This is a genomic window from Actinocrispum wychmicini (genome assembly GCF_004345645.1).
GTDB lineage: Bacteria > Actinomycetota > Actinomycetes > Mycobacteriales > Pseudonocardiaceae > Kibdelosporangium > Kibdelosporangium wychmicini.
Map to the genome: position 1 here is coordinate 723,234 of NZ_SLWS01000006.1, position 13,352 is coordinate 736,585.

Below are 13,352 nucleotides of genomic sequence, written 5' to 3' on the forward strand. Positions count from 1 at the left end.
TCTCACTCTTCGGTCAACAGTGGCCGTTCGTCCCAGTCCCCGGTGTCCGGTGTGGTCGGTTCGGCGTCGGGATCCTTGGGCGCGGGGAACTTCGCGCGGTAGTTGGCGACCACGGCGTCGATGGTCCGCTGGTCGTCGCCGATCGTCTCGGCCATGACCTCGCTCAGCCGCTCCGGCAACCGGGACTGCGCCCGGCGCAACGTCGTGAGCACCGCGTTGGCCACCTGCTCGCCTGTCATGTCCTTGACCGCGTCGGTGATCCGCAGGTCCGTCACGTTCCCGGCGGAGTCGATGGTCACCGTGACCACGTCGTCCTTGCCCTTCTCGGTGACCGAGACCTGCCCGGCTTTGGCCTGCATCGCCTGGTACCGCTCGGCCTTCGCCCGGGTCTCGGCGGCGAGCCGGTCCAAGCGCTCCTTGGCCTCGGCACCCGTGGTGAACAACGGCTCGCTCATCAGACACCCTTCACGCGCGTGTGGCCATGAGACGACGTAGTGAACCACGCCGTTCCCGGGACTCGCCGAATCAACCCGAATGGCGGCGGCACTTACTCCGTCACGACCAACCAGAATGTCCCTTGTGGACTAACCGCCGAGGGCGCAGGCCTTGAGGCCACCCACAACACCGTTGCGGTACTCCGAGACGCGCTCGAAGCCGGTCTGCGGCGCGTTGCCGTCCGCGTCCCTGGCCGCGTAGTCGTTCTGCAGCAGGACCTTCACGCCTTCGTCCAGGTCGCCAGGGGACAGCGTGAACGTGGGCTGGTCGGACTTGCGGTTGAGCAACTCCCCGCTGTACGCGCCGGCGACGCACAGCGCGGCCTTCTGGGCGTCCGGGCCGGTCAGCGGCTTGTTCATGGCGGCGAGCACGGACAGGCCGTAGCGGCTCGCCACGATCGTGCCGGTGGCCCAGTCGCCGATCTTCTGGTGCAGCTTGGCCAGTTCGCCGCGCGGCGCCACGTCGATCTCCCGCGCGTCCACACAGAACGCGGCCGGGCCCTGATCCCCCTTGCCGCAGGTGGGTGCCGAGTCGACCTGGGTGAACTTCGGCGGGGTGTACCGCGCGCCCACCTTGGTCTTCAGGAACGTGCCGATGTCGCCCGGGATGTCCTTGAGCACCTCGTCCATGGTCGAGTTGCCACCGGTGGCCTCGTCCTGGTCCGAGCCGAACGCGCGGGCGGTGAACTGCCGGTTGTCCACCGACATCGTCGAGCAGAACTTCGAGCCCTTGTCGAAGCCGTCCTGGAACGCCGAGACGCGGTCGAACGCGTCGCCGTGCGCGCCCTGGGCGTTCTTCGCCGTGCCCACCGGGTCACGGAACGCGACCATCGCCTCCAGGGCCGGATCCAGGGCCTCCCGGTCCACCAGCAGCCGGTCGGCCTTGCCGTCGGTGACCCACTTGACGAACGTGCCCGCGTAGCAGTCCGCCTGCGACTCCAACAGGATCGTCGGGTACTTCTGCGGGTTCTGGCGTTCGGCGGACGGCGTGATCCCGGCCCGGCGCTGTACCGCGTGGCCCATCTCGTGCGCGAGCACCAGCATCACGGCGGCTTCGCCGAAGTGGTCCTTCAGCACCGGCAGCAGCGCCACCCGGTCCCAGGCCATCGAGTCCGCGGTCGGACAGTAGAACGCGTTCCCCTCGATGTCCGCGGCCTGGTTGACGCACGGCGGCGCGGGCGCGCCCTGGTTGCTCGTGTCCACCGAGTAGTAGCCGCCCTTCAGGTCCTGCCAGGCCTGGCCGCCGAAGGTGGTCGGGAACGTCTCCCGCCAGTACTTCTCCACGTCCTTGATCACCGTCGCGGCCAGTTTGTCGATCTCACCGCCGTCGGTGTTGTTGATGAACGACGGGTCGACATCGCCACCCTGGTCGTGGTTGATCACGCCGCCCGCCGCGAGCGGCATGCCGGGGACCGCGGTCGTGCAGGCGGACGCCACCAGGGCGACCGCGGCGACCGCCAGGGCAACGCCAAAGGACCGAGACACTCGTCCAGTGTGCCTGTTCGCGTGTGTCGGCGGTGTCATCTCGATGCGCTTGACTGATATGACCGCCCAAAAGTGCAGGTCACATCGAGAAGCGGTCCAGTGCGCGGATTTTGTTCGTGGCGTCGAGCGCGGCCACCTTGTACGCCTCGGACAGCGTCGGGTAGTTGAACACGGCGTCGACCAGGTAGTCGACCGTGCCACCACATCCCATCACCGCCTGTCCGATATGCACCAGGTCCGTCGCGCCCGTCCCGAAAACGTGCACACCGAGCAGTTTCCGGTCCGTTGTGGACACCAGAAGCTTCAGCATGCCGTACGAGTCACCGGCGATCTGACCGCGAGCGAGCTCCCGGTAACGGGCAGTGCCGATCTCGTACGGCACCGCCGACGTGGTCAGCTCGGCCTCGGTCGCGCCGCAGTACGAGATCTCCGGAATCGTGTAGATGCCGATCGGCTGCAGCGAGCCCAGTTCGTGCACCGGCTCGCCGAACGCGTGGTACGCGGCCAACCGGCCCTGGTCCATCGAGGTCGCGGCGAGCGCCGGGAACCCGATCACGTCACCGACCGCGTAGATGTGCTCGACCGGCGTGCGGTAGTGCGGGTCCACGCTCAGCCGGCCGCGCCGGTCGGCGGTGAGACCCGCCTTGTCCAGGTCCAGGCTGCCGGTCATGCCCTGCCGGCCGGCCGAGTACATCACCGCCTCGGCCGGGATCCGCTTGCCGCTGGCCAGCGTGGTGACCGTGCCGGAGTCCTTCACCGCCACGTCCACGACCTTCTCGCCGAACCGGAACGTCACCGCCAGGTCGCGCAGGTGGAACTTGAGCGACTCGACCACCTCGGGGTCACAGAACTCCAGCATCCGCTCACGCTGCTCGACCACGGTCACCCGGCTGCCGAGCGCGGCGAACATCGACGCGTACTCGATCCCGATCACCCCGGCGCCGACCACCACGAGCGACCCGGGAATGGTGTCCAGCGCGAGGATCTCGTCCGAGTCGAGCACGCGGGCCTCGTCGAAGTCCACCTCGCTCGGCCGGGCCGGCGTGGTGCCGGTGGCGATCACGACGTAGTCCGCGCTGATCGTGGTCCGCGCCCGGCCCTCGACCGCGATCGTGTGCGGGTCGACGAACCGGCCGATCCCGTCCACCAGCTCGACGTGGTTGCGCAACAGCTGGGCCCGCACGACCTCGACCTCCCGGCCGATCACGTGCTGGGTGCGGGCCATCAGGTCGGCGATGGTGATGTCCTGCTTGACCCGGTAGCTGGCGCCGTACAGCTCCCGCTGGCTCATCCCGGTCAGGTACAGGACGGCTTCCCGCAGCGTCTTCGACGGGATGGTGCCCGTGTTGACGCACACCCCGCCCACCATGTCGTGCCGGTCCACCACGGCCACGTGTCTGCCCAGCTTGGCGGCTGCGATGGCGGCCTTCTGCCCGCCGGGCCCGGAGCCCAGAACGATCAGGTCGTAGTCGTGCTCGCTCACACACCACAGCCTGCCTCATGGGCCCCGGGTTTGGTGAACCGCGAAATGTCAACCGCAGGAAATGGTGGCGTTGGCCCAGTCCGCGTGGTCCGAGTCGATGCCGTTGCCGGCGTCGGTGACGACGAGCCGCAGTTCGTCCGCGCCGGAAACGTCACCCGTTATCTGTTTCGCCGCGCTCGCCCCGGTGAGCGTTCCGCTGTCGGCGACCTTGGTGGCGTCGGCGAAGACCTGGAACACCACCGAACCCTTGGTGGCCGCGACCTCGTCGTCGACGCCGACACTGGCCGAGAACGACGTGCACGCCTTGCCCAGGTAGAACGAGATGTCACTGGCCGCGTGCACCCCGAGACCCTGGGTGAAGGTGGTGCCGTTGACGGTCAACGGGTGGCCGTCGCCGGCCGGCTTCCCGCCGTTGCTGGTGTTCTTCTCCACCGGGCCCCAGCCGCTCACGGCCGAGTCCCAGCTCAGGTCGGACACCTGGTGGGTGCCGGCGGACGGCGCGGTCCGGACACCCTTGGCGACCCGGTAGACCACCGTCTCGTGCGCGGGCACGGACACGCTGATCGTCCCGGTCGTGGACCGGGTCGACTTCGACCACAGGTCCTTCAGGGTGTACGACGACGCCGACCCGATGCCGATCGCGGCCGCCGTGGTGCTGATGGTCTGGGCCGACGAGTTGTTGTTGAACAGCGCGACCGCGTAGTCCCCATTGGACAGCGGCTTCGAGATCACATACTTGTTGCCGGCGGCGGAGATCTGCTTGCCCTGGACACCCAGCGGGTCCTGGTCGACCGCGATGACGTCCTTGTTCACCAGGGTCGCGTAGTTCTCCGCGGAGACCTTCCGCAGGTCCGAGCCGATCAGCAGCGGCGCGGCCATGATCGACCACAGGCTGAAGTGCGACCGGTACTCGGCCGGGGTCATCCCGCCGTTGCCGACCTCCAGCATGTCCGGGTCGTTCCACGCGCCCGGTTTGGCGTACTGGGCCAACGGCAGGTTCTTGGTGAAGATCGACACCATCTTGGTGTACGAGTCGCTGATGTCCCCGGTGGTGCGCCACAGGTTGCCCACCGGCTGGGCCCACAGCCACGGCTGGTTCTGCCCCCACTCGGTGATCGAGTACACGAACGGACGGCCGGTGGCCGCGAGCGCGTCCCGCATCTTCTTGTAGCGCGTCTGGGCGTCCACACCCTGGTTGTTGCAGTTGTCATATTTCAGGTAGTCCACACCCCAGGACGCGAACCGGTTGGCGTCCTGCTGCTCGTGGTCCAGACCGCCGGGGAAGCCCGCCTTGTTGCAGGTGTGCGTACCCGCGCTGGTGTAGATCCCGAACTTCAGGCCCTTCGAGTGCACGTAGTCGGCCAGCGCCTTGATGCCGTTGGGGAACCGGGCCGGGTCCGGGTCCAGGTCGCCCTGCGCGTTGCGGCTGGTCTTGGCCCAGCAGTCGTCGATGTTGACGTACTGGTAGCCGGCGTCCTTCAGGCCCTTGGACACGAACTCCTCCGCGATGCTCTTGATCATGGACTCGTTGAACGTGGCCGTGCACTGGGTGGTGTTCCAGTTGTTGAAGCCCATCGGTGGCGTGCGGGCCAGACCGTTGTCCAGCGCCAGCGCGGGTTGGGCGAGGGCGAGCACCGAAGCGGCCACTGTGGACAGACCAGTGACGCCGGCGATGACTTTCTTGAGCATGTGCCGTCCCTACGACTCGAGGTCAGGTGCGGGGCGGCGACATTCGCACCGGAGTACGGCTAGAAAGTAAGCATCGCGCATGCGCCTGGTCAAGGGTTCCGGCCAGCGGAAAGCCCTGTTCGGCGGTTTGCCGTACGCCGGACGGAGGCGGCCAGTAGGGTGCTGGACGTTGGCTTTCCGGCACAGTTGGGGACACGGGAGAAATGCGACGCGAAGCTGGGCGGATGGCCATGGCCATCGCTGCCGTTCTGGTGATGCTGGTCGGCTGCGGCAAGGCCGTGACCGGAAGTGCCAAGGCCGAGGGCGAGATCGACGCCGGCACGGTCGCCGGCCTTCAGGTCACCGACGACTCCCAGGTGCCCTCGGGCCTGCGTCCGGACGCGCCGCCGCCGGGGCTCGCCGCCGACAACGCCGACAACGGGGAGATGGACCAGCTCGCCCTGGCCGCGGTGGCGGACCTGTACGAGTACTGGGGCAAGGAGATGCCCGCGGACTTCGACGGGCAGAAGTTCACCCCGCTGGCCAAGCTCACGTCGTACGACTCCAAGGGCAAAGGCCTGCAGCTGTGCCAGACGAGCACGGCCGGCCTGGTGAACGCGTTCTACTGCAGCCTGGACGACAGCATCTCGTGGGACCGCGGCGTGCTGCTGCCGGAACTGTCCAAGAAGTTCGGGAAGATGTCCGTGGTGACCGTGCTGGCGCACGAGACCGGGCACGCGGTCCAGTTCAAGCTCGGCCCGAAGAGCAACATCACCCAGGCCACCAAGACGATCGTCAAGGAGAACCAGGCGGACTGCTACGCGGGCGCGTTCTTCCGGTGGATCGCGGACGGCAAGTCGAAGCGGTTCCAGATCTCCACCGGCGAGGGCCTGAACCGGATCCTGGCGACCATGTTCTTCATCCGTGACCCGGTCGGCACGGACGCGAACAAGTCCGGCGCGCACGGCCTGGCGTGGGACCGCGAGTTCGGGTTCCAGGCCGGGTTCACCGACGGCCCGAAGCGCTGCGCCAAGATCGACCAGGCCGAGATCGACAGCCGGGTCAAGGAGCAGGACTACGCGGAGAACGACAAGCTCCGCGGCGACGTCCCGGTCGACGACAAGCACATCAAGGAGCTGCAGATCAGCCTGGACGCGGCCTTCAAGCAGAGCGGCAGCACCCCGCCGAAGATCGTGGACAACGGCTCGAAGTGCTCGTCCAGCAGGACGACCACCCCGGCGGCGTTCTGCCCGGGGGAGAACATCGTGGCCATCGACAGGGCCGCGCTGGCCAAACTGGGCACGCCGCCGAAACGCGGCCAGGGCCAGGAACCCGGCGCGGACGGCGTCGGCATCGGCGACTTCGCCGCGTTCGCCGAGATAGCGTCCCGTTACACACTGTCCGTGCAGAAGGCGAACAACCTCAAGCTGGACGACGAGAAAGCCGCCCTGCGCACGGCCTGCCTGGTCGGCGCCTGGGCGAACGTGGCCCAACAGCCGGGCCAGGGCGACAACGTCCTGCGAATGTCCCCGGGCGACCTGGACGAGGCAGTGGCCGAGATGCTGATGGGCAAGAGCCTGATCGCCGCGGACATCAACGGCAGCCCGGTGCGAGCCGGTTTCGCCCGAGTCGAAGCCTTCCGCCTCGGCTTCACCTCAGCCAAGGAATGCACCGCCCGCTTCACATAACCCCACCAACCCCTCGTGAGTACTTTTGCGAGCTATAGCTCGCAAAAGTACTCACGAGGGGTGAGCTGCTAAAAGAGGGCTGAGGCGAGGTTTCGGCGGGCTTTGGCGACTCGGGGGTCGTCCGCCGGGAACAGGCCGAACAGGTCCACCAGGTGTGAGCGGACTTTGTCGCGGTCGTCGCCCGCGGTTTGCCGCACTGACGCGATCAACCGGGCGAACGCCTGGTCGACCTGCTGCTGGGCGACTTCCACGTCGGCCGCGGCCAGTTGGGCGTCGACGTCCGAGGGGTTCGCGTCGGCCTTGGCGACCGCCGAGGGGTCCGCGGCTTCGGCGCGGGCGGTGAACTTCACCTGGGCCAGCGCCGCCTTGGCGTCCTCGTTGGCCGGCTCGGCCGCCAGGATCTGCTCGTACGCGGCCTCGGCGGCGGCGAAGTCACCCTGCTCGAACGCGTCCTCCGCGGCGACGAACCGGGGGTCGACCGGCTCCTCTTCGACGACCTCGGGCGGGGGCTCGGCGCCACCACCGGCCTCGGCCGCCCTGATGCCGGGCAGGCGTTCCCGCAGGGCGTCCAGCAGGGCCGTGATCCACTGGCGGATCTGCGGCTCGGGCTGGGCGCCGGTGAACGCGTCCACCGGCTGGCCGCCGCCGATCGCGACGACGGTCGGGATGGACTGCACGCCGAACAGCTGGGCGATCCGCGGGTTGGCGTCCACGTCCACCTTGGCGAGCAGCCACGCGCCGCCGCCCGCCTCGGCCAGGCGTTCCAGCACCGGGGACAGCTGCTTGCACGGACCGCACCAGTCCGCCCACAGGTCGACGACCACGGGCACCTGGAGGGAGCGTTCGACCACGTCCGCCTGGAAGGTCGCTTCGGTGACGTCGAACACGAACGCGCCGCTGGCTGCCGGTGGGGCACCCGCGGCGGCCGGCGCGGAGGCCGGTGCCTGCCGCTGTGCGTCCGCCCGTGCCTTCAGGGCGGACAGGTCGACGGCACCGGACAGCGCCGCGGACATCGCGGCGGTCTGACGGGGATCTGGCCTTGTCACGTATCCATCCTGGCACGAGCCAGAGCGGCCCGTACGTCCAGCGCCATGGGATTGGCGCGCATCGCGTCGTTCTGGTCGGCCAGCGACTGCACCAGGGGTGTGAGCAACTCGGCAAGACGGTCCGTCCGGTCCGGTCCCAGGCCGTCCCACGGAGTGGACGCGAGCGCGTCCGTGCGGTCCTCGACGTCGTTGCGCAGCGCGGTCCCGGCCTCGGTGATGCCGTCCGGGGACAGCAGTCCGCGCTCGGTGAGCCGGTCGGCGGCCGCCGTCCATTCCTCCTCTGACCAGCCGCGGGCCTGCCGCATGTACTCGGGCCGCAGCCCTCGCTCCGCGGCGAACAGCACCAGCGTCTCGATCGGGTCCAACGAGGCCGCGACCAGGGCGGCGACGTGCCCGTCCCCTCGGGACTCCCGGAGTACGGTCGCGGCCTGCCACAGCGCCATGGCCGGCGACGACGGCGACGGCAGGGCGGCGTTGGCGGCCCCGAGCGGCCGGCCCGCGATGGGCGCGTTCTTCGCGGCCGTCACCGCGAGGTCGGCGGCCTCGTCCAGGGTGTCGAGCGCGTCACCCAGCATCCGGCGCAGCGCCGCCTCCGCGCCCGCCAGGCGCGTGGCCAGGAACTGCTTGGGCGAGGCGACCTGCCAGGCGTCCGGGATCGCGCGGCGGACCATCCAGGGGTGGAAGTTGTAGAACGTCGAGATCACCAGCTCGGGCGGCACGGCCCCGAGCGGCGCGGCCCGCATGCCGAAGTACCCCATCCAGCCGCCCTTGCAGCCGAGGCTGTCGGTCGCCGCACGGGACTCCGGTGTGAAATACGTGACGTCGTGGTACGACTCCAGTAGTACCCACATCGTCCGGCTAGTCGTCAAGGTAGTGCTCCACTCGTTCGACCTTGGCGGTGATCTGTCCGGTGTGGCCGGGACGGATGTCGGCCTTGAGGACCAGGCTCACCCGCGGCGCGGACGCCTGCACGGCGTCGACGGCCCGTTTCACCACGTCCATCACCTCGTCCCACTCGCCTTCGACCTCGGTGAACATCGCCGAGGTCCGGTTCGGCAGGCCGGACGAACGGACCACGCGCACGGCCTCGGCGACGGCCTTGGCCACACTGTCGGATTCCCCGCCCAGCGGGCTGACACTGAACGCGATGAGCACAGGCATCTCCCTCCAAAGGATCCCAGCTCAATGTCTACCTACTGGTAGCTTCATGCGCCATGACGTCACGTCCGCTGCCGTTCGACCCGATCGCCCGCGCGGCCGAGTTGTGGGAGGAGCGCATCGGCCCGGCCGAGGCGATGGCGGCGGTCACCAGTGTGATGCGCGTGCAGCAGATCATCCAGTCGGCCGTGGACGGCGCGCTACGGCCGCACGGCCTCACTTTCGCCCGTTATGAGGCGCTTGTCCTGTTGTCGTTCTCCAAGCGGGGCAGCCTGCCGATGCGGGTGATGGGGGAACGCCTGCAGCTGCACCCCACGAGTGTGACCAACATCGTTGACCGGCTGGAAGCGGACGGCCTGGTCAAGCGCATCCCGCACCCGACCGACCGGCGTACCACGTTGACCGAGATCACCGAGGCCGGCCGGGAGCGCCGGGCGGCGGCGACCGAGGCGGTCACCGCGATCGACTTCGGCCTGCGCGGCCTGACCGGCCGGCAGACCAGGCAGCTCAGCGACCTGCTGGCGCGGGTCCGCAAGTCGGTCGGCGACTTCACCGACTGATCCGGCTGATCCGGCTGCTGGGAGCCGGGCTCAGCCCGACCCGGTCGAGCTTCTGCCAGGGCAGCCGGGCCCCGGCGACCGCCGTCATCACCGACTGGATCACCACCAGGTACATCAGCTGCCGGTAGACGAACTGCTGCAACGGCATGGCGAGCAGGGGCGCCAACGGTTCACCGTCCAACCGGAACGCGACCACCCCCGGGATCACCTGCAGCACCTGGAAGGCCACCCAGTAGCCCAGGGTGACGGACCAGTCCCCGGCGATCACACCGAACACCGCGGCGACGTCCACGAACGGCGCCATCAGCGGCAGCACCACCTGGAACAACACCAGGTACGGGATACCGCGCCGGCCGAGCCGCCCCGCCGCACCACGTCCCAGCACCGCCCGCCGGTGCTTCCACACCGCCTGCAGTGTTCCGTAGCACCAGCGATATCGCTGCTTCCAGAGCTGTCCCAGGGTCGCCGGCGCCTCGGTCCACACGCGCGCGTTCTGCTCGTACACCACGCGCCAGCCCGCTCGTTCGAGCGCCATCGTCAGGTCCGTGTCCTCCGCGAGGGTGTCCGTGGCGACGCCGCCGCGCCGCAGCAGTGCCGAACGACGGAACGCGCCCACCGCCCCCGGGACCGTGGGCATGCACTCCAGGACGTCGTACATGCGGCGGTCCAGGTTGAACCCGATCACGTACTCGATGTGCTGCCACTTGCCCAGCAGGCCGCCGCGGTTGCCGACCTTGGCGTTGCCGGACACGGCACCGACGGTGTGGTCGCCGAAGTGTCGGACGAGTTGGCCGACCGTGTCGGGTTCGATCAACGTGTCGCCGTCGACGAGCACGACGTATTCCGTGCGCGCCGCGGCCAGCCCTGTGTTCAGCGCCGCCGCCTTGCCCGCGTTGCGCTGGCGGATCACCCGTACCCGCCGCAGGCGTAGCCGTTCGATGATGTCCGCGGTCCCGTCGGTGGATCCGTCGTCCACGACGATCACCTGGACCGGGTGGTCGGACGCCAGCGCGGACCGCACGGTCGCCTCGATGCCCTCTTTCTCGTTGTAGGCCGGAATGATCACGGTGACCGGGTCGTTGACCGGTCGCGGCGCGCGGAACCGGCTGCGGCGCACGTGGATGGCGGTCGTGACAAGCGTGAGCACGGCGCGTAACGCGGCGAGCGCGGCGGAAACGACGAGCAGGACCCCCATCAGGGAGGCAAGTGCGTCGCCCGCCCAGACGGCCGCGATCAGCAGCCAGCCGCCCAGCTGGGGAACGGTCTCCGCGGGCTGGTTGGTCTGCGTGATGCCGGCGGTCTCGCCGACCGATCCGACGTGCCGGCCGCCGGACTGCAGCGCCGGGATCAGCTGGTCCAAGGCGGCGACCGTCTGGGCACGGTCACCGCCCGCGTCGTGCATGAGCAGGACCACGCCCTTGTCGTCGGGTGGCTTGGAGTTGCGCACGATCTGTTCGACACCGGGCCGCCGCCAGTCCTGTGAGTCCACATCGGACAGCACGATCAGCCGCCCGGCCGCGCCGATCGCCTGGTCCGCTGCCCAGGCCACGTCGTCGACGGACGCGGGAGTGGCCGAGTAGGGCGGCCGGAACAACGACGTCGTGACACCGGCCGCGCCGGCCAACGCGAGGTCCGTGCCGCGCAACTCCAGGTCGGTCGACGTGGCTCCCAGGTCGCGGACATCGCTGTGGGTGGTGGTGTGGTTGCCGATCTCGTGGCCGCCGGCGAGGATCGCACGCACCAGGCCCGGGTACTGGGCCGCGTGTGCGCCGGTCACGAAGAACGTCGCGTGTACGTGATGTTCGCCCAGGACAGCGAGGACCTTCGGGGTCCACTCGGGATCCGGGCCGTCGTCGAACGTCAACGCCACGGCCCGGTCCGGTGGCCGGGCCGAGTGCGGTGCCGGGCCACGGGCGTCGATCACGGAGCCGCCTGTCCGGATCTGCGGCGGAACCGTGTCGGCGGCACCCTCGACCGTGGTCTCGTCGGCGTGGAACTGCCCGATCACCAAGGCGTGCAGCGTGAACAACCCGGCGGCGCCGACGAGCAGCACACAGAGCAGCAACCAGTGAGCCCTGGGAACCGGACGCCTGGTCACTGTGGCGGACCGTTGCCGTGCGAGTGGGTCTCCGTGTGCTTGGTCAGTCCCGGCGGGGACGGGTTCGCGTTGGAGTTGGGCCGCTGGACGGTCGACGTCACCGAAGGCGGCTCGGCGGGAGTCACCACGACCCCTGTGCCCGGTGCGCCGCCGGACGGGACCTGTGCCTTTGTGGCCACCGAGGCGGACTGCCGCCGCGGATCACGGGTACCGGGCGGCGGGTTGCCACTCGTGTCCGGGCCGCCTTGAACCGGTTGTTGGGTGGGCGGATCGGGCAACGGCAGGAAGCCGGGATGCGGCACCGGCACACCCAGGGCAGCCGCGAACAGCACCAGCACGTAACAACCGACCAGTACGGACACTCCAACAGCGACACGGCGGACGATCCGGCGCCGCCTGCCGCTGGGGTCGACGAACACCGGCCGTGGCCGCGTCATCGGCTGCGTATCGCGTTCGGTCAGGGAAGTCCGCATTCCTGTGCTCTCTCGGGCGCGCACACCATACGCAAACCTTGCCGGTAAAGGGAACAGTGACTGTCCGTAATGAGTGGCACGGAAACATCGGATCATGGAACTCTCGTCGCCCATGGATATGGATCGGGCGCGAGCGCTGTACGAACAGGTTCAGTTCACCGAGGACGCGGACGCTCTCGCGCTCGCCGAGCAGGAGCTGGACTCCGCCGAGGCCGATGTCGCCCTGGCGCGCGGCCGGATCCTGCACACGAAGTTCCTGCGCGAACGCGTCGAGGATCCTCGCGAGTTCGAGCTGTTCACGCGCGCCGCCGAGCTGTACCGCGGTCTCGGCGACAGCCGGGCCGAGGCTGAGGCGCTGTTCTGGGTCGGCATCGTCCACCAGGTGGTCCGCGGTGATCACGATGCCGGGCTGCCGTACTTCGAAAGGTCCTATCACCTGGCGACTGCGGCCGGCGATAAAATGATCATGTCCTATGCCGTGCGGCATCTGGCTTTCGTGGCGCGGGCCGCAGGTCGGTCGGATGAAGCACGCGCCCAGTTCGAGGAGTCCCTGCGGTTGCGCCGCGAGATCGGTTTCCTGCCCGGCGTGGCGGCGGCGCTGCTGGCTCTTGGCGAGTGTGTCGGCGACACGTCGATGCTCAACGAGGCCGCCTCCGTGGCACGCGAGTGCGGGGCCACAGCCGTGCTCGGGTGGGTCGAGCAGACCCGAGCCGCCATGTCGTGATCGCCGGCTACCGGCCCGTCGGTGATCGGCGTGAGAGGGTGGGCCCGTGGAATTCCTGTATCGAGTCCTCGCCACCGCCGTCGCGGTCTGGGTGTCCACCCTCATCGTCGCCGGGATCGAACTGCTCCAGGGGACGTCGACGGCGGCCCGGATCGGCACGCTGATCGGTGTCGCCCTGCTCTTCGGCATCGTCAACGCCGTGCTGAAGCCGATCATCAAGGTCGCCGGCTGTGTGCTCTACCTGCTGACGTTCGGGCTGGTCGGCCTGGTGGTCAACGGCCTGCTGTTCATGTTCGTCGGCTGGATCGCGGGCAAGGCGGACCTGCCGTTCGAGGTCACCGGGTTCTGGCCGGGCTTCTTCGGCGCGATCGTGGTCGCGGTCGTCAGCTTCGTCCTCACCCTGCCGCTGCACGTCAAGAAACTGGTGCCGAAGGGCCGCCACTGACCCCGTCGGGGACCAGCGGCGGCCCCGTCG

At 69.1% G+C, this 13,352-nt stretch carries 13 protein-coding genes; 4 read left to right on the forward strand and 9 right to left on the reverse strand.

The features are described from left to right. Positions 1 to 2: 2 nt before the first annotated feature. The 4 genes from EV192_RS29780 to EV192_RS29795 all read right to left on the reverse strand — a co-directional run bounded on the left by EV192_RS29780 (position 3) and on the right by EV192_RS29795 (position 5,151). Positions 3 to 455: a YbaB/EbfC family nucleoid-associated protein gene (locus EV192_RS29780; protein WP_132121195.1), complete on the reverse strand. Its 453-nt coding sequence runs from the start codon at positions 453 to 455 to the stop codon at positions 3 to 5. Positions 456 to 584: 129 nt separating this feature from the next. Then, complete coding sequence (locus tag EV192_RS29785) at positions 585 to 1,979, reverse strand: neutral zinc metallopeptidase (RefSeq protein WP_243727136.1); 1,395 nt, start codon at positions 1,977 to 1,979, stop codon at positions 585 to 587. A gap of 79 nt (positions 1,980 to 2,058) precedes the next feature. After that, complete coding sequence (gene sthA / locus EV192_RS29790) at positions 2,059 to 3,462, reverse strand: Si-specific NAD(P)(+) transhydrogenase (RefSeq protein ID WP_165960667.1); 1,404 nt, start codon at positions 3,460 to 3,462, stop codon at positions 2,059 to 2,061. A gap of 48 nt (positions 3,463 to 3,510) precedes the next feature. Beyond that, positions 3,511 to 5,151, reverse strand: a complete 1,641-nt coding sequence (locus EV192_RS29795; protein ID WP_132121201.1) for an NPCBM/NEW2 domain-containing protein — start codon at positions 5,149 to 5,151, stop codon at positions 3,511 to 3,513. Positions 5,152 to 5,354: 203 nt separating this feature from the next. Between EV192_RS29795 and EV192_RS29800 the strand changes: the two genes are divergently transcribed. Then, complete coding sequence (locus EV192_RS29800) at positions 5,355 to 6,818, forward strand: neutral zinc metallopeptidase (RefSeq protein ID WP_132121203.1); 1,464 nt, start codon at positions 5,355 to 5,357, stop codon at positions 6,816 to 6,818. Positions 6,819 to 6,886: 68 nt separating this feature from the next. Here the strand turns inward: EV192_RS29800 and EV192_RS29805 are convergent, their stop codons facing one another. From EV192_RS29805 to EV192_RS29815, 3 genes are read right to left on the reverse strand one after another with little or no spacing between them, the layout of a single operon-like run. Further along, entirely contained in the window at positions 6,887 to 7,831 is a 945-nt protein-coding gene (locus tag EV192_RS29805; RefSeq protein WP_132121528.1) for a tetratricopeptide repeat protein, read from the reverse strand. A gap of 29 nt (positions 7,832 to 7,860) precedes the next feature. Continuing rightward, positions 7,861 to 8,733: an SCO6745 family protein gene (locus tag EV192_RS29810; protein WP_243727137.1), complete on the reverse strand. Its 873-nt coding sequence runs from the start codon at positions 8,731 to 8,733 to the stop codon at positions 7,861 to 7,863. Further along, positions 8,723 to 9,019, reverse strand: a complete 297-nt coding sequence (locus EV192_RS29815; protein ID WP_132121533.1) for an MTH1187 family thiamine-binding protein — start codon at positions 9,017 to 9,019, stop codon at positions 8,723 to 8,725. The genes EV192_RS29810 and EV192_RS29815 overlap by 11 nt, the downstream gene beginning before the upstream one ends. 59 nt (positions 9,020 to 9,078) lie before the next feature. Between EV192_RS29815 and EV192_RS29820 the strand changes: the two genes are divergently transcribed. Beyond that, a complete protein-coding gene (locus tag EV192_RS29820) occupies positions 9,079 to 9,582 on the forward strand; it encodes a MarR family winged helix-turn-helix transcriptional regulator (protein ID WP_132121205.1) in 504 nt (167 codons plus the stop codon). Here EV192_RS29820 and EV192_RS29825 read toward each other — a convergent pair. Beyond that, on the reverse strand, positions 9,572 to 11,680 hold the full coding sequence (locus tag EV192_RS29825; protein ID WP_132121207.1) for a bifunctional polysaccharide deacetylase/glycosyltransferase family 2 protein: 2,109 nt from the start codon (positions 11,678 to 11,680) through the stop codon (positions 9,572 to 9,574). The two genes, EV192_RS29820 and EV192_RS29825, sit on opposite strands and share 11 nt — an antisense overlap. Further along, positions 11,677 to 12,153: a hypothetical protein gene (locus EV192_RS29830; protein ID WP_132121209.1), complete on the reverse strand. Its 477-nt coding sequence runs from the start codon at positions 12,151 to 12,153 to the stop codon at positions 11,677 to 11,679. Before EV192_RS29830 ends, EV192_RS29825 begins: the two co-directional genes overlap by 4 nt. A gap of 94 nt (positions 12,154 to 12,247) precedes the next feature. On the opposite strand from EV192_RS29830, the gene EV192_RS29835 reads away from it, so the two are divergent. Both EV192_RS29835 and EV192_RS29840 read left to right on the forward strand, forming a co-directional pair. Beyond that, positions 12,248 to 12,877 (forward strand): tetratricopeptide repeat protein, encoded by a 630-nt coding sequence (locus tag EV192_RS29835; RefSeq protein ID WP_132121211.1) that lies wholly within the window; start codon positions 12,248 to 12,250, stop codon positions 12,875 to 12,877. A gap of 46 nt (positions 12,878 to 12,923) precedes the next feature. Then, positions 12,924 to 13,322: a phage holin family protein gene (locus EV192_RS29840; protein ID WP_132121213.1), complete on the forward strand. Its 399-nt coding sequence runs from the start codon at positions 12,924 to 12,926 to the stop codon at positions 13,320 to 13,322. Positions 13,323 to 13,352 lie beyond the last annotated feature (30 nt).

Excerpts from the sequence above, each read along its gene's own strand:
- EV192_RS29805 (WP_132121528.1), bottom strand. The coding sequence starts at position 7,831 with ATGTCCGCGGCGCTGTCCGGTGCCGTCGACCTGTCCGCCCTGAAGGCA.
- EV192_RS29800 (WP_132121203.1), top strand. The coding sequence starts at position 5,355 with ATGCGACGCGAAGCTGGGCGGATGGCCATGGCCATCGCTGCCGTTCTG.
- EV192_RS29830 (WP_132121209.1), bottom strand. The coding sequence starts at position 12,153 with ATGCGGACTTCCCTGACCGAACGCGATACGCAGCCGATGACGCGGCCA.
- EV192_RS29795 (WP_132121201.1), bottom strand. The coding sequence starts at position 5,151 with ATGCTCAAGAAAGTCATCGCCGGCGTCACTGGTCTGTCCACAGTGGCC.
- EV192_RS29780 (WP_132121195.1), bottom strand. The coding sequence starts at position 455 with ATGAGCGAGCCGTTGTTCACCACGGGTGCCGAGGCCAAGGAGCGCTTG.
- EV192_RS29835 (WP_132121211.1), top strand. The coding sequence starts at position 12,248 with ATGGAACTCTCGTCGCCCATGGATATGGATCGGGCGCGAGCGCTGTAC.
- EV192_RS29820 (WP_132121205.1), top strand. The coding sequence starts at position 9,079 with ATGACGTCACGTCCGCTGCCGTTCGACCCGATCGCCCGCGCGGCCGAG.